Annotated in this window: 30 protein-coding genes; 16 read left to right on the top strand and 14 right to left on the bottom strand. The window is 72.1% G+C overall.

Features of this window, described 5'->3' with window-relative positions:
• Positions 1–14 precede the first annotated feature (14 nt).
• Genes qcrC through qcrB form a run of 3 tightly spaced genes read left to right on the top strand, consistent with a single transcriptional unit; the run spans position 15 to position 3,765 of the window.
• Positions 15–887: a cytochrome bc1 complex diheme cytochrome c subunit gene (qcrC, locus tag AC4H2S_RS08765; RefSeq protein WP_491496571.1), complete on the top strand. Its 873-nt coding sequence runs from the start codon at positions 15–17 to the stop codon at positions 885–887.
• Positions 884–2,002 carry a cytochrome bc1 complex Rieske iron-sulfur subunit gene (gene qcrA, locus AC4H2S_RS08760; protein ID WP_491496570.1) on the top strand — a complete coding sequence of 373 codons (1,119 nt, stop codon included), beginning with the start codon at positions 884–886 and terminating at the stop codon, positions 2,000–2,002. Before qcrC ends, qcrA begins: the two co-directional genes overlap by 4 nt.
• A complete protein-coding gene (qcrB, locus tag AC4H2S_RS08755; protein ID WP_491496569.1) occupies positions 1,999–3,765 on the top strand; it encodes a cytochrome bc1 complex cytochrome b subunit in 1,767 nt (588 codons plus the stop codon). Before qcrA ends, qcrB begins: the two co-directional genes overlap by 4 nt.
• A 361-nt stretch (positions 3,766–4,126) precedes the next feature.
• Here the strand turns inward: qcrB and AC4H2S_RS08750 are convergent, their stop codons facing one another.
• The 4 genes from AC4H2S_RS08750 to ctaC form a co-directional block, all read right to left on the bottom strand.
• A complete protein-coding gene (locus tag AC4H2S_RS08750; protein ID WP_491496568.1) occupies positions 4,127–5,344 on the bottom strand; it encodes a L,D-transpeptidase in 1,218 nt (405 codons plus the stop codon).
• 109 nt (positions 5,345–5,453) lie between these two features.
• Positions 5,454–5,852, bottom strand: coding sequence for a cytochrome c oxidase subunit 4 (locus AC4H2S_RS08745; RefSeq protein ID WP_491496567.1), 399 nt, complete (start codon positions 5,850–5,852; stop codon positions 5,454–5,456).
• Positions 5,849–7,627, bottom strand: coding sequence for an aa3-type cytochrome oxidase subunit I (gene ctaD / locus AC4H2S_RS08740; RefSeq protein WP_491496566.1), 1,779 nt, complete (start codon positions 7,625–7,627; stop codon positions 5,849–5,851). The genes AC4H2S_RS08745 and ctaD overlap by 4 nt, the downstream gene beginning before the upstream one ends.
• A complete protein-coding gene (ctaC, locus tag AC4H2S_RS08735; protein ID WP_491496565.1) occupies positions 7,624–8,505 on the bottom strand; it encodes an aa3-type cytochrome oxidase subunit II in 882 nt (293 codons plus the stop codon). Before ctaC ends, ctaD begins: the two co-directional genes overlap by 4 nt.
• Before the next feature lie 186 nt (positions 8,506–8,691).
• Between ctaC and AC4H2S_RS08730 the strand changes: the two genes are divergently transcribed.
• Together AC4H2S_RS08730 and AC4H2S_RS08725 are read left to right on the top strand one after the other, a co-directional pair.
• Complete coding sequence (locus AC4H2S_RS08730; protein ID WP_491496564.1) at positions 8,692–9,819, top strand: cysteine desulfurase family protein; 1,128 nt, start codon at positions 8,692–8,694, stop codon at positions 9,817–9,819.
• Entirely contained in the window at positions 9,816–10,058 is a 243-nt protein-coding gene (locus AC4H2S_RS08725) for a sulfurtransferase TusA family protein (protein WP_491496563.1), read from the top strand. Before AC4H2S_RS08730 ends, AC4H2S_RS08725 begins: the two co-directional genes overlap by 4 nt.
• A gap of 19 nt (positions 10,059–10,077) precedes the next feature.
• Here AC4H2S_RS08725 and AC4H2S_RS08720 read toward each other — a convergent pair whose 3' ends face one another.
• The gene (locus AC4H2S_RS08720; RefSeq protein WP_491496562.1) at positions 10,078–11,064 is read right to left on the bottom strand and encodes a carbohydrate kinase family protein; all 987 of its coding nucleotides are present in this window, start codon (positions 11,062–11,064) and stop codon (positions 10,078–10,080) included.
• Between the two features lie 64 nt (positions 11,065–11,128).
• Here AC4H2S_RS08720 and AC4H2S_RS08715 point away from each other — a divergent pair, with 64 nt between their 5' ends.
• Positions 11,129–11,383, top strand: coding sequence for a hypothetical protein (locus AC4H2S_RS08715; protein WP_491496561.1), 255 nt, complete (start codon positions 11,129–11,131; stop codon positions 11,381–11,383).
• Between the two features lie 80 nt (positions 11,384–11,463).
• Here the strand turns inward: AC4H2S_RS08715 and erpA are convergent, their stop codons facing one another.
• On the bottom strand, positions 11,464–11,823 hold the full coding sequence (erpA, locus tag AC4H2S_RS08710) for an iron-sulfur cluster insertion protein ErpA (protein WP_491496560.1): 360 nt from the start codon (positions 11,821–11,823) through the stop codon (positions 11,464–11,466).
• 84 nt (positions 11,824–11,907) lie between these two features.
• Positions 11,908–12,990, bottom strand: coding sequence for a glycerate kinase family protein (locus tag AC4H2S_RS08705; RefSeq protein ID WP_491496559.1), 1,083 nt, complete (start codon positions 12,988–12,990; stop codon positions 11,908–11,910).
• Between the two features lie 41 nt (positions 12,991–13,031).
• Between AC4H2S_RS08705 and AC4H2S_RS08700 the strand changes: the two genes are divergently transcribed.
• Positions 13,032–13,451, top strand: a complete 420-nt coding sequence (locus tag AC4H2S_RS08700) for an SRPBCC domain-containing protein (RefSeq protein ID WP_491496558.1) — start codon at positions 13,032–13,034, stop codon at positions 13,449–13,451.
• A 20-nt stretch (positions 13,452–13,471) separates the two neighbouring features.
• Positions 13,472–14,335, top strand: a complete 864-nt coding sequence (locus AC4H2S_RS08695; RefSeq protein ID WP_491496557.1) for a GNAT family N-acetyltransferase — start codon at positions 13,472–13,474, stop codon at positions 14,333–14,335.
• A 24-nt stretch (positions 14,336–14,359) separates the two neighbouring features.
• On the opposite strand, the gene AC4H2S_RS08690 is transcribed toward AC4H2S_RS08695, so the two are convergent.
• Positions 14,360–15,589 (bottom strand): glucose-1-phosphate adenylyltransferase family protein, encoded by a 1,230-nt coding sequence (locus AC4H2S_RS08690; protein ID WP_491496556.1) that lies wholly within the window; start codon positions 15,587–15,589, stop codon positions 14,360–14,362.
• Between the two features lie 123 nt (positions 15,590–15,712).
• On the opposite strand from AC4H2S_RS08690, the gene nadA reads away from it, so the two are divergent.
• Positions 15,713–16,897 (top strand): quinolinate synthase NadA, encoded by a 1,185-nt coding sequence (gene nadA, locus AC4H2S_RS08685; RefSeq protein WP_491496555.1) that lies wholly within the window; start codon positions 15,713–15,715, stop codon positions 16,895–16,897.
• A gap of 22 nt (positions 16,898–16,919) precedes the next feature.
• Positions 16,920–18,107: a winged helix DNA-binding domain-containing protein gene (locus tag AC4H2S_RS08680; RefSeq protein WP_491496554.1), complete on the top strand. Its 1,188-nt coding sequence runs from the start codon at positions 16,920–16,922 to the stop codon at positions 18,105–18,107.
• Between the two features lie 16 nt (positions 18,108–18,123).
• Here the strand turns inward: AC4H2S_RS08680 and AC4H2S_RS08675 are convergent, their stop codons facing one another.
• From AC4H2S_RS08675 to AC4H2S_RS08655, 5 genes are read right to left on the bottom strand one after another with little or no spacing between them, the layout of a single operon-like run.
• Positions 18,124–19,293: a GAF domain-containing sensor histidine kinase gene (locus AC4H2S_RS08675; protein WP_491496553.1), complete on the bottom strand. Its 1,170-nt coding sequence runs from the start codon at positions 19,291–19,293 to the stop codon at positions 18,124–18,126.
• Positions 19,290–19,862, bottom strand: a complete 573-nt coding sequence (pspAB, locus tag AC4H2S_RS08670; RefSeq protein ID WP_491496552.1) for a PspA-associated protein PspAB — start codon at positions 19,860–19,862, stop codon at positions 19,290–19,292. Before pspAB ends, AC4H2S_RS08675 begins: the two co-directional genes overlap by 4 nt.
• Positions 19,863–19,872: 10 nt before the next feature.
• Entirely contained in the window at positions 19,873–20,787 is a 915-nt protein-coding gene (gene htpX / locus AC4H2S_RS08665) for a zinc metalloprotease HtpX (protein ID WP_491496551.1), read from the bottom strand.
• 13 nt (positions 20,788–20,800) lie between these two features.
• Positions 20,801–21,079 carry a PspA-associated protein PspAA gene (gene pspAA / locus AC4H2S_RS08660; protein WP_491496550.1) on the bottom strand — a complete coding sequence of 93 codons (279 nt, stop codon included), beginning with the start codon at positions 21,077–21,079 and terminating at the stop codon, positions 20,801–20,803.
• Entirely contained in the window at positions 21,076–21,870 is a 795-nt protein-coding gene (locus AC4H2S_RS08655) for a PspA/IM30 family protein (RefSeq protein WP_491496549.1), read from the bottom strand. Before AC4H2S_RS08655 ends, pspAA begins: the two co-directional genes overlap by 4 nt.
• A gap of 173 nt (positions 21,871–22,043) precedes the next feature.
• Here AC4H2S_RS08655 and AC4H2S_RS08650 point away from each other — a divergent pair, with 173 nt between their 5' ends.
• The 5 genes from AC4H2S_RS08650 (at position 22,044) to AC4H2S_RS08630 (ending at position 24,586) form a co-directional block, all read left to right on the top strand.
• Positions 22,044–22,625, top strand: coding sequence for a DUF3043 domain-containing protein (locus AC4H2S_RS08650; protein ID WP_491496548.1), 582 nt, complete (start codon positions 22,044–22,046; stop codon positions 22,623–22,625).
• A 10-nt stretch (positions 22,626–22,635) separates the two neighbouring features.
• Positions 22,636–23,205 carry a GNAT family N-acetyltransferase gene (locus tag AC4H2S_RS08645; protein ID WP_491496547.1) on the top strand — a complete coding sequence of 190 codons (570 nt, stop codon included), beginning with the start codon at positions 22,636–22,638 and terminating at the stop codon, positions 23,203–23,205.
• Positions 23,206–23,299: 94 nt separating this feature from the next.
• On the top strand, positions 23,300–23,518 hold the full coding sequence (locus tag AC4H2S_RS08640) for a hypothetical protein (RefSeq protein WP_491496546.1): 219 nt from the start codon (positions 23,300–23,302) through the stop codon (positions 23,516–23,518).
• A gap of 43 nt (positions 23,519–23,561) precedes the next feature.
• Positions 23,562–24,290, top strand: a complete 729-nt coding sequence (locus AC4H2S_RS08635) for an AzlC family ABC transporter permease (RefSeq protein WP_491496545.1) — start codon at positions 23,562–23,564, stop codon at positions 24,288–24,290.
• On the top strand, positions 24,290–24,586 hold the full coding sequence (locus AC4H2S_RS08630) for an AzlD domain-containing protein (RefSeq protein ID WP_491496544.1): 297 nt from the start codon (positions 24,290–24,292) through the stop codon (positions 24,584–24,586). The genes AC4H2S_RS08635 and AC4H2S_RS08630 overlap by 1 nt, the downstream gene beginning before the upstream one ends.
• Before the next feature lie 37 nt (positions 24,587–24,623).
• Here AC4H2S_RS08630 and dapB read toward each other — a convergent pair whose 3' ends face one another.
• Positions 24,624–25,403 (bottom strand): 4-hydroxy-tetrahydrodipicolinate reductase, encoded by a 780-nt coding sequence (gene dapB / locus AC4H2S_RS08625; protein WP_491496543.1) that lies wholly within the window; start codon positions 25,401–25,403, stop codon positions 24,624–24,626.
• Between the two features lie 79 nt (positions 25,404–25,482).
• On the opposite strand from dapB, the gene AC4H2S_RS08620 reads away from it, so the two are divergent.
• Positions 25,483–25,998, top strand: coding sequence for a class I SAM-dependent methyltransferase (locus tag AC4H2S_RS08620; protein WP_491496542.1), 516 nt, complete (start codon positions 25,483–25,485; stop codon positions 25,996–25,998).
• Positions 25,999–26,001 lie beyond the last annotated feature (3 nt).

The following is a 26,001-nucleotide window of genomic DNA, read 5'->3' as shown; positions in this document are numbered from 1 at the left end:
GGCAAGGACTAATCGTGCGTTTGCTCAACCGAACCGCTGGTCGTCTCTCCCGGCACCGTCGGGGACCGCTTGCGGGTCTCGCCGTGCTGCTGCTGGGTCTCCTGATCAGCGGCTCCCTCTACACGGCCTTTTCCCCCGCCCAGGCTGACAGCCAGCCGAGCGAGACCGAGAAGGTCGCGCAGGGCAAGGAGCTCTTCCTCGCCAGCTGCTCGTTCTGCCACGGCAAGAACGGCGAGGGCGTGCCCACGGTCCGCCCGGGCTACCAGCTCGGCCCGTCGCTGGTCGGCGTCGGCGCCGCCGCGGTCGACTTCCAGGTCGGCACCGGACGCATGCCCCTGGTCCAGCAGGGCCAGCAGGCCGAGCGCAAGCCGCCCGTCTTCAACGACGAGGAGGTCTCCGCCCTGGCGGCGTACGTCGCCTCGCTCGGCCCCGGCCCCGCGATCCCCAACACGGCCGACTACTCCATCGAGGACCTGTCCGACGAGCAGCGCCAGGAGGCGATCTCCCGCGGCGGCCAGATCTTCCTCACCAACTGCACCGCCTGCCACAACTTCAACGGCGCCGGCGGCGCGATGCCGCGCGGCGGCTACGCACCCACGCTCCACGGAGTGGAGCCGAAGTACATCTGGGAGGCCATGATCACCGGGCCCCAGCAGATGCCCAACTTCAGCAACGGCAACCTCTCCCCCGACCAGAAGCGCGACGTCATCGCCTACCTCGGGAGCCTCGAGGAGACGCCTGAGTACGCCGGCTTCACCCTGGGCGGACTGGGACCTGTCTCCGAGGGCCTCTTCGCCTGGGTGATCGGCATCGGCGGACTCGTGGGCGCGGCGGTCTGGATCGCCTCGCACACGACCCGCAGCAAGAAGAGCAAGGTGAACGCGTGAGCAACGACAACTCCTCGACGCCTGAGCACCCGGTCAACGCACCGGACGGCACCCCGCTGCCGTACGGCGAGGGCCACGTGCCCGCGCACCGCGAGGCCGAGCCGATCCCCGACCCGGGCCTGCCGGCGCACACGTGGCGCCCGACCGACGTCGACCCCAGGGCCGAGAAGCGCGCCGAGCGACAGGTCGTGGCCATGTTCGTCGGCGCCATGATCAGCGCCGTCCTCTTCGTGGTCGCCTACTTCACCTTCCAGATCGGCGACAACTGGGACACCGTCGGCGGCCTCGGCGCATCGACGGTCAGCCTCGGCGTGACCCTCGGCGTGAGCCTGCTGCTGATCGGCATCGGGATCATCCACCTGGCCCGCAAGCTGATGGCCGACCACGAGATCGTGGAGATGCGCCACGCGGCCGCCTCCCCGCCGGAGGACCGCGAGGCCACCGTCGAGGCGCTCAACGAGGGCCTCGCCGAGGCCGGCATCGGTCGCCGGCCCCTGGTCCGCAACACCATGATCGGCGCCGTCGGCCTGCTCGGACTGCCCGCCGTCGTGCTGCTGCGCGACCTGGCCCCCGGCAAGGCCCTCGACATCGACGCGCTCGCGCACACCATCTGGAAGCCGGGCATGCGCCTGGTGCGCGACGTCGTCGGCACCCCCATCCTCGCGAGCGAGGTCGAGATCGGTGACCTCGTCAACGCCACCGCCGAGGCGCTGTTCCCGTCCGAGGAGAACGGCTACCCCGAGCTGACCAACCTCGACGAGCAGGTCCAGAAGGCCAAGGCCGCGATCATCGTCGTGCGGATGAACCCCGACGAGATCATCCCGCTCAAGGGCCGCGAGAAGTGGACCGTCAGCGGAATCATCTGCTACTCCAAGATCTGCACCCACGTCGGCTGCCCGATCTCCCTCTACGAGCGCACCACCCACCACGTGCTGTGCCCGTGCCACCAGTCGACCTTCGACCTCGCCGACCACGCCAAGGTCGTCTTCGGTCCGGCTGCCCGTCCTCTTCCCCAGCTGCCGCTCGCGGTGGATGACGAGGGCTACCTGGTCGCACAGAGCGACTTCACCGAGCCCATCGGGGCCAGCTACTGGGAGCGTGAGAAGCAAAAGTGAGCACGGACTCCAGGATCGACACCAGCAAGGTCGCCACCACCAACGGCACCGCTGCCGCGACCACCACCAAGCCCGGCCCCGCCGGGTCCCTCGCCTCGTGGGCCGACGACCGCCTCGGTCTGGCCACGGCGATGAAGAAGAACCTGCGCAAGGTCTTCCCCGACCACTGGTCGTTCATGCTCGGCGAGATCGCTCTGTGGAGCTTCGTCGTGCTGCTGCTGACGGGCGTCTTCCTGACGCTGTGGTTCAACCCGTCGATGGGACACGTCACCTACGAGGGCTCCTACGACCAGCTGCGCGGCGTCGGGATGTCGGAGTCGATGGCCTCGACCCTGGCGATCTCCTTCGACGTGCGCGGCGGACTCCTGCTGCGCCAGATGCACCACTGGGCCGCGGCGATCTTCATCGCCTCGATGATGGTCCACCTGCTGCGCGTCGCCTTCACCGGCGCCTACCGCAAGCCGCGCGAGCTCAACTGGGTGATCGGCTGCCTGCTGCTGCTCCTGGGCACGCTCGAGGGCTTCACGGGCTACTCGCTCCCCGACGACCTGCTCTCCGGCACCGGCATCCGCGCCGCGGACGGCTTCCTGAAGGCGACCCCGGTGGTCGGCACCTACATGTCGTTCTTCCTGTTCGGTGGCGAGTTCCCGGGTGAGTCGATCATCCCGCGCCTCTACATCGTGCACGTGCTGCTGATCCCGGGCATCCTGCTCGCGCTCATCGCCGCCCACATGCTGCTGCTCGTCTACCACAAGCACACGCAGTGGCCCGGGCCCGGCCGCACCGAGCAGAACGTCGTCGGCTTCCCGATGCTCCCCGTCTACGCCGCCAAGGCCGGTGGCTTCTTCTTCATGGTCTTCGGCGTCATCGCCCTCATGGGTGGCCTGATGTCGATCAACCCGGTGTGGAAGCTCGGCCCCTACGACCCGACCAAGGTCACGGCCGGCTCGCAGCCCGACTGGTACATGGGCTGGCCCGACGGACTGCTGCGCATCATCCCGACCGGGTGGGAGTCGGTGTTCTTCGGCTACACGTTCTCGTGGAACGTGATGCTGCCGATCCTCATCGTGCCCCCGCTGATGCTCGTCATCTTGATCCTCCTGCCGTTCATCGAAGGCTGGATCACCGGCGACAAGCGCGACCACCACCTGCTCCAGCGCCCGCGCAACGCTCCGACGCGCACCGCCGTCATGGTGTCGCTGATGACGTTCTACGGCCTCGCCTGGGCGGCCGGCGGCAACGACATCATCGCCATCAAGCTCGACCTGAGCATCAACCAGATCACCTACTTCATGCGGGTGGCCATCTTCCTCGGCCCCCTGCTGGCGTTCTGGATCACCCGGCGCTGGTGCATCTCGCTGCAGCGCCACGACAACGAGATGCTGCTCCACGGCTACGAGACGGGCATCATCACCCGCTCCCCCGAGGGCGCCTACTCCGAGCGTCACCTGCCGATCGACCAGACGGCCGCCTACACGCTCACCGCGCGTGAGCGCGACGAGGTCTACGCGGTCGACGGTGACACCGACGCCGCCGGTGTGGCCGCGCCCGACTCGCGCAAGGAGAAGCTGCGGGCCAAGCTGTCGTCGTGGGCGTTCAGCCACAACGTGCAGAAGCCCACGCGGGCCGAGCTCGAGGAGGCGCACCACCACGCCGAGCACGAGGCCGAGCTCCAGGCAGGGCTCGACCACCCGGCCGACGGACACCAGTTCGACGACCACCAGCTCCGCGACACCGAGGACGTCCCGCTGCGCGACCACTGAGCGCACGCGACGCACGAGGGCCCGCCGGGATCATCCCGGCGGGCCCTCGGCTCGTTGGTGGGCAGGTGCGGGGAAGCAGAGCCCTCCCACCCCGGCGCGCGGGCCACGCCTTTCCGAACGCTGATCGTGGAGGATCCGAGCCACCTGGTGACCCAGATCCTCCACGCTGTGCTCCACGGGATGCGGTGACTGCTCCCCGACCGCGCAGGCACGGGGGTACGCCGCTGCGACGGTCCGTGACCGACCTGCTCCAAGTGGGCGGCCGGCGGCTCAGACACCGCGCGCTCTCCCCCGCACACCTGCGTCCGCAGGCCCGACTCCCCGCGCGCCGCCTGCCGGGCGGACGCGCGGCCGTGGCGGGTCAGCTGAGGGCCGAGCCCTGCTTCCAGTCGGCTGCGGAGAGGTTCCAGTCGCCGTAGCCGTTGTCGAGCGTCATCTGCCGCGCGGAGCCGGTCACCTCGACGACGTCGCCGCGGCTGGTGCGGTCGTAGAGCCACTGCGCGTCGGCGACGCTCATGCCGACGCACCCGTGGGACACGTTGGCGCTGCCCTGGGAGCCGACCGACCACGGGGCGGCGTGGAGGAACTCGCCGGAGTAGGTCACCCGCAGGGCGTACTCGACGTTGGACAGGTCGTAGTACTCCGGGTCGCTCTCGGAGACGCCGATCGTCGCGGCGTTCATCCGCTTCTGCCGGAACTTCTCGATCACGACCTTGGTGCCCGAGCGGGTCTCCCACCCCGGCTTGCCGGCGCTGATCGGGATGATGCGGGCGAGCTTGCCGTTGACGAACGTGCGCATCGTGTGGCTGCGCACGTCGACGCGGCTCACCACCGAGTCTCCGACGTGGAAGTCGAGGCGACGCGACTCCTGGCCGTAGATCCCGTTGCCGGCGGGCAGACTGTTGAGGTCGAGGTCGACGGAGACGTCGGTGCCGGGCTTCCAGTACTTCGCGGGGCGGTAGTGGGCCTCACGGTCGCTCAGCCAGTACCACGAGCCCTCCTGGGCGGGCGTGCTGATGACGCTCATGTGCCGCTCGAACCGCGCCCGGTCGGTGACGGGCAGGTCGAAGGTCACCACGACCGGCATCCCGACGCCCACGGTCTCGCCGTCCAGCGGCGCCACCGAGGGGAAGGTCTGCTCGTCGAGGGTGAGGTCGACCGTGTGGAAGGAGCGGGCGCGCTCGACCGTGCTGCCGTCGGAGCGCGTGGCGGAGGCGACGAGACGATAGTCGGTGCCGGGCTCCAGCCGGCCGGAGGCGGTCCAGGTGCCGTCGGCCACGCTGCCCTGCACCGGACCGGCGGGCGAGGTCACGCGTACGTCGTCGAGGTCGCCACCCTCGGTCGAGACGGTGAGCGGAGCGTCGATCGGCACGGCCTTCGGGTCGGTGAACCCGGTCGTGAGACGCACCGGCTCCGGCTTGGCTGCCTCGGAGGCGCCCGCGGCACCCGACGCGGCTGGATCGTCGTCGGCGCCGTCGGAGGTCGACCCCGCCGTGCTGCAGGCAGCCAGACCCGCCATCATGACCAGCGCCGCAGCGGCCGCCGTACGACGGCGTGCCGGGCGCGCTGAACGGAGCACGCGTGAGCGCATGCGACGTCACCCCCCAGAAGAGCCCGCCCGGACGGACGGTGGAACAGCAGAACCCGTCCAGCGTACGTCGCGGACGGGCTCTGCTGAAAAGGGCGGCTCAGTGGGCGTGTTCGCCCCGGTAGTACTCGAAGACGAAGCCGCACACCACGATGGCGCCGGTGGCGAAGCCGATGATGGCCAGCCACCAGGCCGACAGGGCGATGCCGTAGACGATCACGCCGAGCGCCAGGGCGCACCACAGGGGCCACCACGAGTAGGGCGGGAAGAAGCCCAGCTCACCGGCGCCGTCGGCGATGTCGGCCTCCTTGCGGTCCTCCGGCCTCGGGTCCATGCGCGAGGCGTGGAAGCCGAGGTAGAGGGTGATCATGCCGGTGAGGAGCGCGGTCATGACGAGCGCGGAGGTGCCGGTCCAGTCCTCGGAGAGGAACCAGTAACCCGGTGCCACGACCCCCACGAACACGGTGGTGATCCCGAAGATCCATGCCTCGGCCTTCATCGGTCCCTCTCCTCGTCGGTCGGCTCGGCAGCCTCGCCGGCGCGCTCACGCAGCAGCTCCTCGCGCCCCGCCACCTCGGGGGCGTCGGCAACGGCGCCGTCACGCTCGGCGTCGTTGTCCTCCAGCTCGAGCAGCGCGACCTCCGGGTGGTGCAGGTCGAAGGCGGGCGACTCGGAGCGGATGCGCGGCAGCGTCGCGAAGTTGTGACGCGGCGGCGGGCAGCTGGTGGCCCACTCGAGGGAGCGGCCCCAGCCCCACGGGTCGTCGACCGGGACCTTCGGGCCCTTGGCCGAGACGTAGACGTTGTAGAGGAACGGCAGCGTCGAGGCGGCGAGCAGGAACGAGCCCACCGTCGAGATCTGGTTGAGCGTGGTGAAGCCGTCCTCGGGCAGGTAGTCGGCGTAGCGGCGCGGCATGCCCTCGACGCCCAGCCAGTGCTGGACCAGGAAGGTGGTGTGGAAGCCCACGAACAGCACCCAGAAGTGCAGCTTGCCGAGGCGCTCGTCGAGCATCCGCCCGGTGAACTTGGGCCACCAGAAGTAGAAGCCGGCGAACATCGCGAACACCACCGTGCCGAACACGACGTAGTGGAAGTGCGCCACCACGAAGTAGGAGTCGGAGACGGTGAAGTCGAGCGGCGGGCTGGCCAGGATGACTCCGGTGAGGCCACCGAACAGGAAGGTGACGAGGAAGCCGATCGACCACAGCATGGGGGTGTCGAACGACAACGATCCGCCCCACATCGTGCCGATCCAGTTGAAGAACTTCACTCCTGTTGGCACCGCGATGAGGAAGGTCATGCCGGAGAAGAACGGCAGGTCGACGGCGCCGGTGACGAACATGTGGTGGGCCCACACGGCGACCGAGAGCATCGCGATGCCGAGGGTGGCGGCCACCAGGCCGACGTAGCCGAAGATCGGCTTGCGGCTGAAGACCGGGAGGATCTCGGAGACGATGCCGAAGAACGGCAGCGCGATGATGTAGACCTCTGGGTGGCCGAAGAACCAGAACAGGTGCTGCCACAGGATCGGACCGCCGTGCGAGGGGTCGAAGACGTGGGCCCCGAGGATTCGGTCGGCCTCGAGCGAGAGCAGCGCCCCCGCGAGGATCGGGAACACCATGATCACGAGCATGCTGGTGATCAGCGTGTTCCACACGAAGATCGGCATCCGGAACATCGTCATGCCGGGCGCGCGCATGCAGATGATGGTGGTGATGAAGTTGACCGCACCGAGGATCGAGCCGAGGCCGGCCATCCAGAGGCCCATGATCCACAGGTCGCCACCCACGCCGGGGCTGCGCACGGCGTCGGAGAGCGGCGTGTAGGCGAACCAGCCGAAGTCGGCCGCGCCGGACGGGGTCAGGAAGCCTGAGGCGGCGATGAGGCCGCCGAAGAGGAACAGCCAGTAGCTGAACATGTTGAGTCGCGGGAACGCGACGTCGGGGGCGCCGATCTGCAGCGGCATGATCACGTTGGCGAAGCCGAAGAACAGCGGCGTCGCGAACAGCAGCAGCATGATCGTGCCGTGCATGGTGAACAGCTGGTTGTAGAGCTGCTCGCTCACTACCTGGCCGCCCGGGTAGGCGAGCTCGGCGCGGATCAGCATGGCCATCAGGCCGGCGATCAGGAACCACGCGAACGAGGTGCCCAGGTAGAGCTTGCCGATCAGCTTGTGGTCGGTCGTCGTCAGGATCCGCACGACCTGCTTGCCGAGCGGCTTGCGCTCAGGCGGCGGCGTCGCGGCCTGGGGTGCGGCAGCGGTGGTGGCAGTCACTCCTGGCTTCCTTCCTGGGACTGGCTCTCGCCCAGTCCGGTCTGCGTGGTGGCTTCAGATCCGCCCAGGAGCGGCTCCGCGACGGTCTGGCCGGTCTCGGCCAGGTCGGCGAGGTATGCCTCGTACTCCTCCTGGCTCACCACCTCGACCTCGAAGAGCATCCGCGAGTGGTAGACACCGCACAGCTCGTAGCACTTGCCGGGGTAGGTGCCCTCCACGGTCGGGGTGACCTGCAGGTGGTTGATCCGGCCCGGGATGACGTCCATCCGGGTCAGGAAGGAGGGCACACCGAAGTTGTGGATCACGTCGGGCGAGTGGAGGTTGAACTGGATCCGCTGGTTGACCGGCAGCACCAGCACCGGGATCTCGTTGCCGTCGCCGACGGTGTAGACGTACTCGTCGTAGGCGTAGTCGCCGTCGTAGCCGGTGGCGTCGACGTTCTGCTCGCCCAGGCCGTAGTTGAAGGTCCAGCTCCACTGCTGACCCATGACCTCGACGGTGACGTCGGGGTCGGGCTCGACCTCGGTCATCACGTCCTGCACCCGCACCGTGTGGAAGAAGAACACCACGCACATCAGCACCGGGGCGATCGTGTAGAAGACCTCGAGCGGCAGGTTGTAGCGCGTCTGCCGCGGCACCTCGTCGGGGCTGCGGCGGCGGAACCTCACCACGGCGTAGATGATCAGGCCCCACACGAGGACACCGGTCAGCAGCGCGGCGACCCAGGCCCACTTCCAGAGCTCGTAGGTGTAGGGGCCCTGCTCGCTGGCCCTGTCGGGCATGGCGAGGTTGCGGATCTGGTGCTGGTCGGCCTCGGAGCACGCGGCCAGCGCCATCATCGTCACGCCCAGCAGCGCGACCTTCAGGGTGCGCCTCACGGGCACGCCCGACAGGCTGGGGACTTGCAGACCCACTGACGAGCCTCTCTCTCGGTCCTTCTCGACACCACAGAGCGTATCCCCAACTCGCCGTGCCGTGCGGGGCAGGGTCGGGTGTCGGCCCATCTGCGCAGGTCAGCGGCGGTCCCCGCCCGCCGCCGGGTGGCCGTGGCATAAGTTGCCCCTGTGACTGCCCCTCCCCCCGGGCCCGGCGACCTGGACGGCGCGTCCTCGGCTCCGCTGCACCCGGCGGCCCGCGAGGTCCTGCTCGCCGCGCTGGAGCGGGGCTACGCCGACCCGCGCCGGCTGCACCGCCCCGGACGCGAGGCGCGGCTGCTGCTCGACAACGCCCGCGAGGCGACGGCCGGCGCGCTCGGGGTGCGTGCCGACGAGGTGACGTTCACCCCCAGCGGCACCCACGCGGTCCACCTGGGCGTGCTCGGCCTCGTGCGGGGCTCGCGCCGCGGCGACGGGGTCGCGCTCTCCGCGGTGGAGCACTCCGCGGTCCGGCACGCGGTGGCGTGGGGCGCCCGCGGGGTCGAGGTGGGCGTGGAGCCGGACGGCCGGGTCCGCCGGGAGCGGCTCCTCGAGGCGGCCCGCTCCCCCGGCGTCGGCACCGTCGCCCTGCAGACCGCCAACCACGAGGTGGGCACCGTGCAGCCCGTCGGCGAGCTCGGCCTGCCCGACGACGTCGCTCTCTTCGCCGACGCGTGCGCCTCCATGGGCCGCCACGCCCTCCCCGAGGGCTGGGCGGCGGCCGCCGGCTCCGCGCACAAGTGGGGCGGACCGGCCGGCGTGGGCGTGCTCCTGGTCCGCAAGCGGGCACGGTGGCGCAACCCGTTCCCCGGCGACGACCGCGTCGACGAGCGCTCCACCGGCTTCGAGAACGTCCCGGCCGTGCTGGCGGCCGCCGCCGCGCTCCAGGCGGTCGTGGCCGAGCGCGAGGAGGTCGGCGCCCGCCAGCACGCGCTCGTGGACGTCGTACGCCGCCGGGTGGCCGCCGAGGTGCCCGACGTGGAGGTGGTCGGCGACCCCGAGCACCGGCTGCCCCACCTGGTGACGTTCTCCTGCCTCTACGTCGACGGCGAGGCGCTGGTGAGCGAGCTGGACCGGCGCGGCTTCGGCATCGCCAGCGGGTCGGCCTGCACGGCCTCCACCCTGACCCCGAGCCACGTGCTGGAGGCGATGGGGGTGCTCACGCACGGCAACGTCCGCCTGTCCCTCCAGCGCGACACCTCGCGCGCCGACGTGGACGCCTTCTGCGACGCCCTGCCCGGCGTGGTCGCCGAGATCCGGTCGCGGGTGGGCATGTGAGCGCGCCCGAGGTGGCCCTGGAGCTGGACTGCCGCGACCTGCCCTGCCCGATGCCGGTCATCGAGCTCGCCCGCCACCTCGGCGACGTGGCGGTCGGCGAGCTGCTCGCGGTGGTCGCCCGCGACCCGGCCGCGGCCGTCGACGTGCCGGCGTGGTGCCGGATGAAGGGCCAGGGCTACGTCCGCGCCGACACCGCCGACGACGGGACGCCCCGCTACGTCGTACGACGCCTGGGCTGAACGGGACCGGGCCTGCCGGTCAGGGGCGGATCGTGCGCAGGTGCGGCTCGAAGTCGGCGACGGACTCGTCGCCGTAGGTCGCCGCGCACCGCGCGAGGAACGCGCGGCGCGAGATCTCGTACTCCTGGGTGCCGACCTGCTCCACCACGTGCACGGCGAGCAGGCAGCCCAGCTGGGCGGCCCGCTCGTGGCCCAGGCCCCACGTCAGGGCGGCGAGGAAGCCGGCCCGGAAGGCGTCGCCGACACCGGTCGGCTCCACCTTCTCGATCTCGGGCACCGCGGCCACGACGACCGACTCCTCGCCCGCGCGTTCGATGCGCACGCCCGCCGGGCCGAGGGTGACGACCCACGTGCCGACGCGCGCGAGGACCTCCTCGCGGCTCCACCCGGTCTTCTGGGTGATCAGGCTGGCCTCGTACTCGTTGGAGAACAGGATGTCGGCGCCGTCGATGAGCTGGCGGATCAGCGCGCCGTCGCCGAAGGCGAGCTGCTGCGAGGGGTCGGCCAGGAACCGGTAGCCGCGCTGGCGGCACTCCTCGGTGTGGCGCAGCATCCCCTGCGGGTCGTCCGGGCCGATGATCACGTAGTCCGGGCCACCGACGCGGTCGACGATGGGCTTGAGCTCGATCTCGCGCGACTCGCTCATCGCGCCGGCGTAGAAGCTCGCGATCTGCGCCATCGAGGAGTCGTTGGTGCACACGAAGCGGGCCGTGTGGCGCGTCTCGGAGACGTGCACCGAGTCGCAGTCGACGTTGTGCCGCTCGAGCCAGGCGCGGTAGTCGGCGAAGTCCTCCCCCACCGCGCCGACCAGCACCGGGCGCAGGCCCAGGTTGCCGAGGCCGAAGCAGATGTTGGCGGCGCAGCCGCCGCGGCGCACGTCGAGGTCCTCGACGAGGAAGGACACCGACAGCTTGTCGAGCTGGTCGACGACCAGGCTGTCGGCGAACTTGCCCGGGAAGGACATCAGGTGGTCGGTTGCGATGGATCCGGCAACGAGGAGGGACACGCCGCGAGACACTACCTCCCGGTACGGCTCGGGATACGCATCAGTAGCCAATAGCGTCGTCGCCATGACGACGTCCCGACGCCCCGCGACCCTCTTCAGCGACGAGCTGGGCACCCCCGCCGAGATGGCCGCCGACGGCCACGCGACCAGCCGCAACCTCGGACTGCAGAGCCGCCTCGAGCGCGCCGCGCGCACCGCCGGGCAGCCCGCGCCGAGCCTCCACTTCGACGACTACCCCGCCGAGGTCGGCAAGCGCGAGATCCGGGTGTCCGAGGCCGCCGCGCGCCTCGCGAGCGCCCTCCACCTCCACCTCGACTGACCCGCGCACGACTGGCCCGCGCACGACGAAGGCCCCCGCCGGAGGCGGGGGCCTTTCGTGTGTCGGCTAGCGAGCCGGGCTCAGTGGAACGAGTCGCCGCAGGCGCACGAGCCGGTGGCGTTGGGGTTGTCGATCGTGAAGCCCTGCTTCTCGATGGTGTCGACGAAGTCGATCTCCGCACCGTTGAGGTAGGGCACGCTCATCCGGTCGACGACGACGGTCACGCCGTCGAAGTCGGTGGTGACGTCGCCGTCGAGCGTGCGCTCGTCGAAGAAGAGCTGGTAGCGCAGACCCGAGCAGCCACCAGGCTGCACGGAGATCCGGAGGGCCAGGTCGTCGCGGCCCTCCTGCTCCAGGAGGCTCTTCACCTTGCCAGCGGCGACAGCGGAGAGGTTGATCTGGTCGGTCCTGCGCTCGGTGGTCGCGCCCTGCTCGGTCATCTCATCACTCCAGAAGTCTCGGGTACTGCTTGCCTCAATGGTCGCACACCGGCGGATATTCCCGGACCCGCCGGAGCAGACGGCTCAGCGCGACCAGGTGCGCGCGACCCGGGCCGCGAGGTCGGCGAGGGCCTCGGCCGGCGCGCTGAACGCCCGCTCCTCCCCCACCAGGTCCACGAGGGAGTAGGCCGACTCGATGCCGAGGGCACGCATCTCGCGCGAGCCGACCAGCACCTTCCCGGCCAGCGCGATGCAGGGACGCAGCGCCTCGGAGGCGATCTCCGCCACGCCGTAGGGCACCTTGCCCGCCCGGCTGGAGAAGTCGAACGCGCCCTCGCCGGTGACGACGAGGTCGGCCGCGCGGGCCCGGTCGACGAGCGAGACCGCCTCGGCGACCAGGCCGATGCCGGGCTCGCGGGTGGCGCCCAGGGTGAGCAGGGCGTAGCCGATGCCGCCGGCGGCCCCGGCGCCCTTGTCGAGCGACGTGCGCCGGTCGGTGGCGACCGCGAGGGACTCCAGCCACCCGTCGACCTCGGCGATCCGGTCCTCGGTGACGCCCTTCTGCGGGCCGAAGGTCTTGGTGGCCCCGAACAGGCCGGTGAGGGGGTTGTCGACGTCACTCGCCGCCAGCAGGGTCACCCCGGCCAGCCGCTCCTTCGCCGCCGACAGGTCGACGGTGGTCACCGACGCCAGCGGCGCGGCACCGCCGTCGAGCGGGGCATCGGCCACCGCGCCGAGCGCCGCCAGGACGCCCGCGCCGCCGTCGTTGGTGCCGGTGCCGCCCAGGCCGACCACGACCGTGTGCGCGCCGCCCTCCACCGCGGCCAGCACCAGCTCGCCGACGCCGACGCTGGAGGCGGTCTCGACGTGGCCGGAGACCAGGTGCAGGCCGGCCGCCTGCGCGCTCTCGACGTAGGCCGTCGTGCCGACGCGGAGCACCACCGCGGGGACGGGCGCGCCGTGCGGGCCCGAGACCGTCACCGCCGCGAGCTCGCCGCCCATCGCGGCGTGCAGCACGTCGACGAACCCGGGGCCGCCGTCCGCCATCGGGGCGAGGTCGAGCTCGTCGTCCGGTGCCTGCCGGCGCCAGCCGGCGGCGACGGCCTCGGCGGCCTCGACCGCGGTGAGGGTGCCGGCGAACTTGTCAGGGGCGATCAGCACGCGCATGGCTGCATCCTGTCAGTGCGGGCGTCCGGCATGCTTGGCGCATGAGCCTGGACCCGATCGTCGCCGAGATCACCGTGCCGGTGACCCCGACCGAGGCCTTCGTCGGCTTCACCGCCCAGATGGGCGAGTGGTGGGACCCGATGCTGACCCCCGACCCGGCCACCTTCACCGGCATCGCCATCGACCCCGACGGACCGGTGGCCTCGGTGCACGGCGACGAGCAGTACGTCTGGGGCCGGGTCACGAGGTGGGACCCGATCGGCCACTACACCCAGCAGTTCTGGCTCGGCCACGCCGAGGAGGAGCCGACCACCCTCGACGTCGTGTTCACCGAGGCCGACGAGGGCGGCACCCTGGTGCACCTCGAGCACAGCGGCTGGGCCGACGGCAGCGAGGACGTGCGCGCGAAGTACACCCACTGGGACGAGCTGCTCCGGCGCTACGCCGTCCACGTGTCGTGACCGCGCCTGTCGTTCGCCCGATGCGCGAGGACGACGTCGAGGCGTTCGCCGAGATCACCGCGACGTCCTACCACGAGGTCGACACCCGCACCCACCAGCGCGCCTGGCCCGACCCCGTGCGACGTCCCGCCGCGCGCAACGAGCACTGGATCCGGCGCACCCGCCGGACGGTGGTCACCGACCCGGGAGGCTGCTGGGTCGCGGAGGTCGACGGCGAGGTCGTCGGCGGGGCCGTGTCGCGGGTGCGGGAGCTGATGTGGATCCTCTCGTCGTTCGCCGTGCGGCCCGAGCACCAGGGCCGCGGCATCGGCACCCAGCTGATGGCGGCCGCGTTGCACCACGGCCGGGGCTGCCTGCGCGGCATGTTCGCCGCGAGCGCCGACCCAGGCGCCGTGCGTCGCTACCGGCTCGCCGGCTTCGACCTGCACCCGCAGATGATGCTCACCGGGGTCGTCGACCGCAGCGCCATCCCGGTGGTGGACCGGGTCCGCGAGGGCACGGCCGGTGACCGGGAGCTGATGGACTCGCTCGACCGGCGCACGCGCGGCGCCGCACACCTCGGCGACCACGACCTGCTGCTCGAGCAGTACCGCCTCGTCGTGACCGACCACTCGACCGGGTCGGGCTATGCCTACGTCGACGACGACGGCGCGCCGGTGCTGGTGGCCGCCACCAACCGCCGTACGGCGTCGGGGCTGGTCTGGGAGGCGCTGGCGTCGTCGGCCCCGGGCGCGCAGGTGAGCGTGCACCACGTCACGGCGGCCAACGCGTGGGCCCTCGACGTCGGCCTGGCCGCCCGCCTCGCGATCTACACCAACGGCTACCTGTGCCTGCGGCAGATGAAGCCGCCCGCGCCCTACCTGCACCACGGCTCCCTGCTCTAGCCGCGAGACCGGGAGCGCTGGTCGTCAGCCGGCGGAGCCCGGCTCCAGGCGGGCGCCGGCCGCGACGGTGCCGGAGACCTGCGAGTCGCGCCCGACGAGCACGAGGTCGTCGTCGTGGGCCACCCGGCGAGACGGCTCGGCGCCGACCCGGGCCCTGGCGAGCACCTCGCAGCGCTCGTCGAGGACGGCCGTGCGGACCACCGAGCCGGCGCGGATGACGCAGTCCTCCATCACGATGGAGTCGTGGACCTCGGCGCCCTTCTCCACCACCACGCCGGGGCCGAGCACGCTGCCGACGACCAGGCCGGCGACGTCGGTGCCGGGCGACAGCAGGGAGTCGCGGCACTCCCCCGTCGCCCGCACCCGCGCCGCGGGGCGGTCGGGCCAGTGCGAGATCACCGGCCGGCCGGGGTGGTCGAACACGTCGACCCGGCCGGCGAGCAGGTCGCGGTGGGACTGCAGGTAGAGGCCGGGCTGGCCGACGTCGCGCCAGTAGCCGGTCAGCGGGACCGCGGCCGCGCGGCCGGTGTCGACCAGCCGCGGGAGCAGGTGCTCGCCGAAGTCGCCGATGCCGCTGTCGCCGTCGTCCTCCTGCTCGCCGGACAGCTCGCGCCGCAGGTCGCGCAGCGTCCCCAGGAGGGCCTCGGTGTCGTAGAGGAAGATCTCGGTCGCCACCGTGCCCGCCGACGGCCGCGACGGCTTGTTCTCGATGCCGGTGATGGTGCCGTCGCCGCGCGCGAGCACCACCACGTTGTCGGCGGCGTCCTTCTTGGTCACCTCGCTGGTCATCACGGTGGCCACCCGGCCCGAGGCCACGTGGTCCTCGACCACGGGCCCGAGGTCCATGTTGAAGACGTGGTCGGCGCTGCACACCACGAGGGTCGGTGCGCCGAAGGCCTCGATGTCGGCCGACATCCGCAGCAGCAGGTCGCCGTTGCCGTGCGCGAAGCCGCTCTCGGTCGCCGGCCCGGTCCCGGTCTGCGGGACGATGCGGCGAAAGCCGCCGCGGTTGCGGTCCAGGCTCCAGGGACGTCCGCCGGAGAGGTAGTCGTCGATGGAGGTGACCTGGTACTCCAGGGACACCCACACGTCGGTCAGGTCGGCGTGCACGAGGCTGGAGAGCGCGAAGTCGATCAGCCGGTGCACGCCGCCGAACGGCAGCGCGGGCTTGGCCCGCTCACGGGTCAGCACGTCCATGCGAGAGCCCTGCCCACCCGCCTGGACCAGCGCCAGGACCTCACCTCGTCGCGTCATGATCACAGCATGGCACCCGCAGTGTCATGGCTGCGTCCCCTCCTAGGATGAGGCCATGACCCATGCCGCACGACGTACGTCCCCTCCGTCCCGCGTCGGCGGCTCGTGGTGCGGGGACGCCGCATGAGCCTCGTCGACCTGCCGCTCCTCCCCCTCGGCAAGGGCCGCGACCTCGACGCCGAGCGCGGCGTGGAGTGCCCCGGCGACCTGCCGGCGGCCTCCGACCCCGACCTGGTGGCGCGGGCCCGGGCGGCCAAGGAGGCGCTCGGCGAGCGCGTCTTCGTGCTCGGGCACCACTACCAGCGCGACGAGGTCATCCAGTTCGCCGACGTCACCGGCGACTCGTTCAAGCTCGCGCGCGACGCGGCGGCCCGCCCGGCCGCGGAGTTCATCGTCTTCTGCGGCGTGCACTTCATGGCCGAGTCGGCCGACATCCTCACCTCGCCGAGCCAGCAGGTGGTCCTGCCCGACCTGGCCGCCGGGTGCTCGATGGCCGACATGGCCCGCCTGCGCCAGGTCGAGGACGCCTGGGACGCGATGGCCGACGCGGGCGTCCAGGACGCCGTGGTCCCGGTGACCTACATGAACTCCAGCGCCGACATCAAGGCGTTCTGCGGGCGCAACGGCGGCGTGGTGTGCACCTCGTCCAACGCCGACGTCGCCCTCGAGTGGGCGTTCGCCCAGAAGGCCGAGGCCGCCGGCGGGGCCAAGGTGCTGTTCCTCCCCGACCAGCACCTCGGCCGCAACACCGCGGTGCTCCAGATGGGCATCGGCCTCGACGAGTGCGTCGTGTGGGACCCGCTCCAGCCGGGTGGCGGGCTCACCCCCGAGGAGCTCCGTCAGGCCCGGATGATCCTCTGGAAGGGCCACTGCTCGGTGCACGGCCGGTTCTCCGAGGACGTCGTCGACGAGCTCCGCGCCCAGCACCCCGGCATCAACGTGCTGGTCCACCCCGAGTGCCGGCACGAGGTCGTGCTCAAGGCCGACCTGGTGGGGTCCACCGAGTTCATCATCAAGACCATCGAGGCCGCCGAGCCCGGCACGGTCTGGGCGATCGGCACCGAGCTCAACCTCGTCAAGCGGCTGGCCGACGCCCATCCCGACAAGACGATCGTCTTCCTCGACCGCAACGTCTGCTACTGCTCGACGATGAACCGCATCGACCTCCCCCACCTGGTGTGGGCGCTGGAGAGCCTGGTCGCGGGCACGGTGGTCAACCGCATCGCCGTCGACCCCGAGACCGAGGCCGACGCGCTCGTGGCGCTCCAGCGGATGCTCGACCTGCCCGGCAAGTCGCACCGCGACTGACCGGGCGGGGGCGGAGGCAGCAGTGGCACGGCGGCGGGTCGGCGACGCCGAGCGCCGGCGCCGCATCGCCGTGCGCCACGCGCTGTCACCGGCGCACCGGCAGCCGTCGGTCGAGGCGGTCACGCGGGCGATGACGGTGCTGCACGCCACCGAGGCCGCCACCGTCCACCTCGCCGTCGCCGCCCGCTCGGACGGCCTGGGCCCCGCCGACGTCGACGCAGCGCTCTACGACGACCGCTCGGTGGTCAAGCAGCTCGCCATGCGCCGCACCCTCTTCGTCTTCCCCCGCGAGCTGCTGCCCGCCGCCTGGGGCAGCGCCTCGGCCCGGGTGGCCGGGTCGGAGCGCAGGCGCATCGCCAAGGCGATCGTCGCCGGTGGGGTCGCCGACGACGGCGAGCGCTGGCTGGACCTGGCCTGTGCGGCCACCCTCGAGCGGCTCGCCGCGGGGCCGGCGACCACCGCCGAGCTGCGGGCCGCGGTGCCCGAGCTGGCGGGGACGGTCGGCGGCACCTCGGACAAGCCGTGGGACCGGCCGGTGCCGGTCGGCCTGTGGGTGCTCACCGTCCTCGGGCTCGAGGCCAAGGCACTGCGGGGGCGCAACGCCGGCCACTGGCGGCTCAACAAGCCGACCTGGACGACCGCCGAGGACTGGCTGGGCATCGTGGAGCGTCCCCTGGAGGCCGACGCCGGCTACGCCGCGCTGGTCGGCGCGTGGCTGACCACCTTCGGCCCCGGCACCGCGGCCGACATCCAGTGGTGGCTGGGCTCGACGAAGACCGCGGTCACCCGCGCCCTGGGCGACGTCGGTGCCGTCGAGGTGGAGCTCGACGACGGCTCGACGGGCTGGGTCCACGCCGACGACGTCGACGAGGTCGAGCCGGTGGAGCCGTGGGCGGCCCTGCTGCCGACCCTCGACCCCACCGTGATGGGGTGGAAGTCGCGGTCGTTCTACCTCGACCCCGCCTACGTCCCCTACCTCGTCGACACCAACGGCAACGCCGGCACCACCGCGTGGTGGGACGGGCGCGTCGTCGGCTGCTGGGTCCAGGACGAGGCAGGCGTCGTGCGCCTGTCGCTGCTCGAGGACGTCGGAGCGGAGGGGCGCGCCGCGCTCGAGCACGAGGCGCAGCGGCTCACCACGTGGCTCGACGGCGTCGTGATCGGCAACGTGTACGCGTCGCGACAGATGAAGCACGCCAGGCTGCCCTGACGCCGCGCCGCTGCGCTCAGGCGTCGGGGCGGGGCAGCTCGAACCAGAACACCGACCCGCCGCCGTCACGGGCCTCCACGCCCATCCGGCCGCCATGGGCCTCGACGATCCGGCGGCACGTCGCCAGCCCGATGCCCGAGCCATCGACGCTCTTGTCGAGCCGCGCGAGCGGGGCGAAGACCCGTTCGCGCATGTCGTCGGGGACGCCGCGGCCGCGGTCGCGCACCTCGACCCGGTGGTGCCCGTCGACCGCGACCGAGTCGACATCGACCTCCGGCACCGCTCCGGGCCCGGCGAACTTCGCCGCGTTGTCGAGCAGGTTCATCAGCACCGCGCGCAGCTGGGCCGCGTCACCGCGCACGAGCGGCAGCACGCCCACCTCCACGCGTTCGCGCGGGAGCCGCCCAGCCAGGTCGTCGAGCGCCGTCGACACCTCGGCGGCGAGGTCGACGACGTCGTCCCCCGGCGCCCGGCCCTGCTGGGCGAACTCCAGCAGGTTGGCGATCAGCCCGGTCATCCGGTCGACGCCGCGGCGCGCCCGGGCGAGGGTGTCGAGCTGGTCCGGCGCCTCGACGTCGAGCTCGAGCGTCTCGAGCGACAGGGAGATGGAGGTCAGCGGGTTCTTGAGGTCGTGGCTGACCTGCCCGGCGAAGTTGGCCAGCCGTTCGTTGGAGGTGCTGAGCCGGGCGTTGGCCTCGGCGAGGCGACGCGAGGCGAGCTCGAGCTCGAGGACGTCGACGACGCGGTCGGCGAGCTGCGCCAGGCCGTGCGCCGCCTCGCTGCTCACCTCGTGCGGGCGGTCGTCGAAGACGCAGAGCGTGCCGATGGTGACACCGGACGGCGTGGTGAGCGGGTGCGAGCCGTAGTACCTCACGTGGGCGATCTCGCCGGTCGTCCAGGGGTTCGTGGCGAACCGCACGTCGCGGCCCGCGTCCTCCAGCATGATCGGCTCGCCGCTCTCCACCACCAGCCGGCACATCGAGCGGTCCACCGGCGAGTCCGCCCCCGCGAACCCCGTCGTCGCGACCTGGTGCTGCACGTCGGAGCCCAGCAGGTTGACCGCCGCGTACGGCACGCCGGCCACCTGGGCGGCGAGCTGCACGAGCGAGTCGAGCTCGGGCCGCGGCGGGTCGCGGAGGACGCCGTATGCCGCGATGGCGCGCTCGCGCGCCTCGCCGTCGTTCACAGGCCGGGCGCCTTCCACACCGCCAGCCACCGCTGGAGGTCGGCCTCCATCGGCAGCTCGGACTGCAGCAGGTCGCGCACCGACAGCTCGAGCAGCGTGTCGCGCGTCTGTCCCCCGGTCGGCGCGAACGGGTAGAACGTGCCCTGCTTGTAGAGGTAGGTGAGCCCGAACCGCTGACCGGACGCGTTGGCGAACGGCACCATCGAGCACAGCAGCCCCGACTCGAAGCCGTTGAGCTCCAAGGTGGTGTTGACCGCGTGGAGGTCGGTGCACAGGCCCGCCATGTCGTCCTTGTCGCCGGTGACGACGAGCCAGGTGAAGCCGAAGTCGTCCTGGGTGAGCTCGACGTCGGGCGCCTCGTCGTCGTCGCGGAGCAGGCCCAGCACGTCGGACTGCGTCTGGGCGAACGCCGCCCCCGCCGCCGAGCGGTAGCAGACCGACCCGATGCCGGTCGGCTCGAATCCCAGCGCCGTCTGCAGCGTGATCGCCGCGCTCGGCACGTGGAAGAGGGCGTCGAGGTTGTTGCGCTTGGGCTGCGTCCGCGCACGCAGGACGTCCCAGAGTCCCATCCGGGCCCCCTCAGCCGGTCGGCCGGCCGAGCTCGGCCTGGATGCGGGCGAGCTGCTCGAGGCGTTGCTGGAGCGGGGGGTGGGTCGCCATCAGGCCGCCGAGGCCGCCGTGCAGGGCCGGGACGATGCACAGCGCGCTGGCCGCGCCGACGTCGCTGGAGGCCCGCAGGTCGCGCTGCGGGGTGGCCGCGGCCTCGCCGCTGATCTTCTGCAGGGCGCTGGCGAGCGAGCCCGGCTTGAGGGTCAGGTAGGCGCCGGCCCGGTCGGCGCTGAGCTCGCGGTAGCGCGAGAGCAGGCGCAGCAGCAGGAAGCTCACGGCGTAGACGACCAGGCTCACGAGGACGGCGACCAGCACCGCGGGCAGCGCGCTGTTGTTGTTGCGCGAGCGGCTCATCCCGCCGAACTGCGCGAAGCGCATCAGCAGGCCGGCCGCGATGCCGGCCGACGAGGCGACGGTCATCACGAGCACGTCGCGGTGGGCGACGTGGCTCAGCTCGTGCGCGAGCACCGCCTCGAGCTCATCGGCGTCGAGGGTGCGCAGGATCCCGGTCGTCACGCACACCACGGAGCGCTCCGGCGAACGTCCGGTGGCGAAGGCGTTGGGCACGGCGAGGTCGGAGACCCCGACCCGCGGCTTGGGCATGTCGGCCAGGGCGCAGAGCCGGTCGATCATGCCGTGCAGCTCGGGGGCCTCCTCGGGCGTGACCTCGCGGGCGCGCATGGCCCGCATCGCGACCTTGTCGGAGGTCCACCACTGCCAGAACGCCACGCCGATCGCGATCAGCGCCACGATCGGCGCGGAGCCGGCGCCCACGAACTGGATCACCACCACGACCAGCGCGACGAACAGCGCTCCGAGCAGGAACATGGTCAGGGTCATCCGGGCGGTCAGCCCGGAGTCCTTGATGAAGCGGGAGGTGGCCACCGGTCGGGGCGCCTCAGCCGGGGATCAGGCCGTCGTCGCCGAGGAGCGCACGGACCTCGTCGATCGTCGCGTCGGGCGGGGGCAGGATCAGGTCGGACTCGTCGAGCGCGTCGAGGGAGTGGTGGGTGCCGCTGGAGCGCACCGCGGACAGCAGCCCGTGCAGCGCCGTGCGGAACATCTCCTCGTCACCCGACTCGATCGCCTGCTCGATCTGGGTGTCGAGACCGTTGAGGGCCTCGAGGGCATGGTCGTCGAGGTCGTACTGCCCCTCGCCGAGGATGCGCACGATCATGCCCGTCCGCCCTCGGTGCCCTCGTTGTCGGCCCGCACCGACTCGGGCGACTCCGCGAGGATGTCGCCGTCGCCGGCCTCGATGGCCTGGGGGTTGCTGGCTGCCTTGAGACGGGCCAGCTCGGCCTCCACGTCGGAGCCGGAGCTGAGCGCGTCGAGCTCGCGCGCGATGTCGTCGCCGGCGTTGACCTGGGAGGCGTCGTCGAGCGCGCCCGAGGCGATCAGCTCGTCGATGGCCTGCCCGCGCGCCTGCATCTGGGCGGTCTTGTCCTCGGCACGCTGGATCGCGAGGCCGACGTCGCCCATCTCCTCGCCGATGCCCGACATCGCCTCACCGATGCGCGTCTGCGCCTCGGCCGCGGTGTAGGTGGCCTTGATGGTCTCCTTGCGGGTGCGGAAGGCCTCGACCTTCGCCTGCAGCCGCTGCTGGGCCAGGACCAGCTTCTCCTCCTCGCCCTGGAGCGTGGCCTGCTGCTCCTTGAGCGCGGTGATCTGCGAGGCGAGCCCCGACTTCCGGGTCAGCGCCTCACGGGCGAGGTCCTCGCGCCCGGCGGCGATGGCCTTCTCGGCCTGTCCCTGCAGCTTGGCGGCCTGCTGCTCGATCTGGTTGACCTGGAGCTCGACGCGCTTGCGGCTGGTCGCGACGTCGGCCACGCCGCGCCGCACCTTCGAGAGCAGCTCGAGCTGGCGCTGGTAGCTGTAGTCGAGGGTCTCGCGGGGGTCCTCCGCCCTGTCCAGGGCGTTGTTCGCCTTGGAGCGGAAGATCAGGCTGATGCGCTTCATGAGACTCATCGGGGTGGAGACCCTCTCTTGGTCATGCGGAGGTGGTGGCTGGATCGCGGCGGGCTGATTGTTCTCACCCTAGAACCAAACCCAAGTGCGAGGTAGGCCATCCCGCGACGCGGCACCCGTGGAGCGCGACGATAGGCTGGCCCCAGCATCCGATCCATGTGAAGGCAGCACGCGTGTTCCGACGTACCAGTCCCGAGCCGGAGACCCCCACCACCATCGACAAGGTGGGTGGCAAGGGTCGGCCCACGCCGACGCGCAAGGAGGCCGAGGCGGCCGCCCGTGCCCGCGCGAAGGTGCCCCGCACCCGCAAGGAGCAGGCCGCGGCACAGCGGGCCGCACGCGGCGACAGCTCCCGCAAGATGCGCGAGGCGATGAAGACCGGCGAGGAGCGCTACCTGCCCGCCCGCGACCGTGGTCCGGTGCGCCGCTTCATCCGCGACTTCGTCGACTCCCGGTTCTCGTTCATCGAGCTGATGATCCCGCTGCTGATCGCGTCGATGGTCCTCGGCTACTCCGGCAACCCCAGCATGGTCCAGCTCGGCAACACCGTGCTGTTCACCACCTTGCTGGTGATCGTCTTCGACATCGTCATGCTCCGCTTCCGCCTGCGCCGCGAGCTCGCGCGCCGCTTCCCCGGCGAGCCGACGAAGGGCGCCACCCTCTACGCCGCGATGCGCTCGCTCCAGATGAAGTTCCTCCGGCTGCCCAAGGCGCAGGTCAAGATCGGCCAGAAGCTCCCCGAGACCTACCGATGAGCCGGCGCCGATGAGCCACACCCACCCGCCCGCCGGCGCCGGGCCCACCGCCGACGTGTCCGTACGCGTAGCCTGGGCCGACGACGCCGCCGCGATCGCGGCCGTGCAGGTGCGGGCCTGGCCCGACCTCTACGCGGGCCTCGTGCCGGCCGAGGTGCTGCCGAGCGACGTCGACGCCGTCGCCGCCCAGTGGCGCCAGGCACTCACGCGCCCCGCCGACGCACGCAACCGCGTGCTCGTCGCGCTCGAGCGCAACCGCGTGGTCGGCTTCGCGCTGACCTCGCCCGCCGCCGACCCCGACTGCGACCCGGTCTCGGACGGCGAGCTGGCCGAGGTCACCCTCGACCCCGGCGAGCGGGCCAAGGGCCACGGCTCACGGCTGCTGCAGGCGGCCGTCGACACCCTGGCCGCCGACCGCTTCACCCGCGCGGTGACCTGGGTCAACGCGGCCGACGACGCACTGCGCACCTTCCTCGTCGACGCCGGCTGGGCACCCGACACCGCCCACCGCGAGCTCGACCTCGACGGCACCGGGACGACCACCGTCAAGCAGGTCCGCCTCCACACCGCGATCGCCTGAGCACGACCGTCGTCCTTGATGGGACCTTGATTTTTTTGTGACGCGCGTCACCATGGAGGTCCGGCCACCTCGCCGGTCCACCCCGGGAGTCCAGATGCTAGGTCCCCTTCCCGCCCTCCACCGGCTGGTGATCGTCGTCTCGGCCCTCGTCGTCTGCGTCGGCATCGGGCTGTGGATCGGCACCGTGCCGGCGGTGCCGCTCAACCTCCGCGTCGGCCTGGTCGCGGGAGGCGTCGCGGGGGCGCTCGCGGCGTTCGCGCTCGTCCACGACTTCCAGCAGCGCCGGCGTCCTGTGCGGCCGCGGCGCCACTGAGACGGCACCCGGGGCGCCCTCCCGGATGACCTAGCCTCGGGTCGTGCCAGACGCTGCCCTCACCCCCGGTGAGCGGTCGGGGATCGTCCGCGACGGCCTCGCCGTGGGCGTGGCCACCGGTGCCTACGGCATCGGGTTCGGGGCCGTGTCCGTCGCCTCCGGGCTCAGCATCGCCCAGACGTGCGTGCTGTCGCTGCTGATGTTCACCGGCGCCAGCCAGTTCGCCCTGGTCGGCGTCGTCGCCGCGGGGGGTACCCCGCTGTCGGGTGCCGCCACCGCCCTGCTCCTCGGCACCCGCAACACCCTCTACGGCCTGCGGATGGCCCCGCTCCTGCAGTGGCGGGGGTGGCGGCGGGCCGCGGCTGCGCACGTGCTGATCGACGAGTCGACGGCCATGGCGGTCAACCGCGGCACCACCGAGGGCGCCCGCCTGGGCTTCCTCACCACGGGGGCGGCGGTCTTCGCCCTGTGGAACCTCGCCACGCTCGCCGGGGCGGTCGCCGGCGAGGCCGTCGGCGACCCGCGCACGTTCGGGCTCGACGCGGCGGTCGGGGCGGCCTTCCTCGCCCTGCTCTGGCCGCGGCTGCGCGAGCGGCGCAACGTCCTGGTCGCCGTCCTCGCCGCAGCCGTGGCGCTGAGCGTCGTGCCGGTGACCGCGGCAGGCGTGCCGGTGCTGGCCGCGGGAGGCGTGGCGCTGCTCGGCGGGGTGATCGGCCGACGTCCGGACCGGGCCGCTGGGCCGTCCGACGACGCGACGGGAGGCGCCCCCTGATGTGGACCGCGGTCCTGGTGGCCGGCGTCGGCTGCTACCTCCTCAAGCTCGCCGGGCTGTCGCTGCCCGAGCGCGTCCTGGCCCATCCCACGGTCGAGCGGGTCGCCGACCTCATCCCCGTCGCCCTGCTCGCCGCGCTGGTCGCCGTGCAGGCGTTCTCCACGGGCACGTCGCTGGCGCTGGACGCCCGTGCCCTCGGCCTCGCCTTCGCCGTCGTCGCGCTGCTGCTGCGGGCGCCGTTCCTCGTCGTCGTGGTGGGCGCGTCGGTCGTCGCGGCGCTCGCCCGGCTCGTCTGAGGTCCCCACCCACCCGGCAACGGGCGGCGGCGGTGGCTCACCCGAGGTCGAGGAACTCCTCGAGCCCGACCGTGAGGCCGGGGTGGTCGGCGATGGCCCGCACGCCGGTGAGCACGCCGGGGGTGAACGAGACGCGGTCGAGCGAGTCGTGGCGGATCGTCAGCGTCTCCCCCGCCGCCCCGAGGACGACCTCCTGGTGCGCGACGAGGCCACGGACCCGCAGGCCGTGCACGCGTACGCCGTCGACGTCGGCGCCGCGGGCGCCCTCGAGGCCGGTCGAGGTGGCGTCGGGCATGGGGGCGCTGCCGGCCTCGCGGCGGGCCGCCGCGATGAGCTCGGCCGTGCGACGGGCGGTGCCCGACGGCGCGTCGGCCTTGTCGGGGTGGTGCAGCTCGACCACCTCGACGGACTCGAAGAACGGCGCGGCCCGGGCGGCGAACCGCATCATCAGGATCGCCCCGATCGAGAAGTTGGGCGCGATCAGCACCCCCACGCCCGGCGCGTCGGCCAGCCACTCCTCGAGCTGGTCGAGGCGCTCGCGGTCGAAGCCCGTCGTGCCGACGACCGCGTGGATGCCGCGCTCGATGCAGAAGCGGAGGCTGTCCATCACCACGTCCGGGTTGGTGAAGTCGACGACCACCTCGGCGCCGGAGCGGACGAGCTCCTCGATGTCGTCGCCGGCGTCGACGGAGGCGACCAGCTCGGTGTCGGGGGCGGCCTCGACCGCCCGGCACACCTCGGCGCCGACCTTGCCGCGTGCGCCGAGCACACCGACCCTCGTGCGGTCACCGGCTGGTCCGTCTGCAGTTGCGCTCACGCGTCAACCGTATCGGCAGGAGGCGTCCGCCGAGTGGCGGTGGCTGACTCGGGTGCTGGCGTCTGGCAGGCTGTAGGCCATGCCACCATCGACCATCCCGCCGCGCATCAAGTGGGCGGTCGACCTCATGGACGTCCAGCCGGCTGACCAGGTCCTCGAGATCGGGTGCGGCCCCGGCGCCGGCGCCGAGGCGATCTGCGCGCGGCTCGAGACCGGCAAGCTGTTCGCGATCGACCGCTCCGAGTCGGGCGTCGACCGCACCAAGCGCCGCAACCAGAAGTACGTCGACGCCGGCCGCCTCGTCGTGCGCCAGATCGACCTCGCGACGCTGCGGGTGCCGGTCAAGCGGCTCAACAAGGTCTTCGCCTTCAACGTCAACCTGTTCTGGGTCCGCTCGTGCGACGACGAGATCGCCCTGCTCCACGAGCGGGTCGTCCCGGGAGGCGCGGTCTACCTCTTCTACGAGGCGGCGCGCCCCGAGCTGGTGCCCAACATCGTGAAGAAGGCCTCGGAGAACCTGCTGCGCGGCGGGTTCCGGGTGAGCGTGGTCGAGCAGAAGGCTCCCCCGGTCATCGGGATCATCGCCCGGCGCTGAGGC

It is taken from the genome of Nocardioides sp. Z13_37 (genome assembly GCF_058355585.1).
Note: the sequence above shows the minus strand (reverse complement) of the source record. Positions and strands in the feature narration are given on the sequence as shown.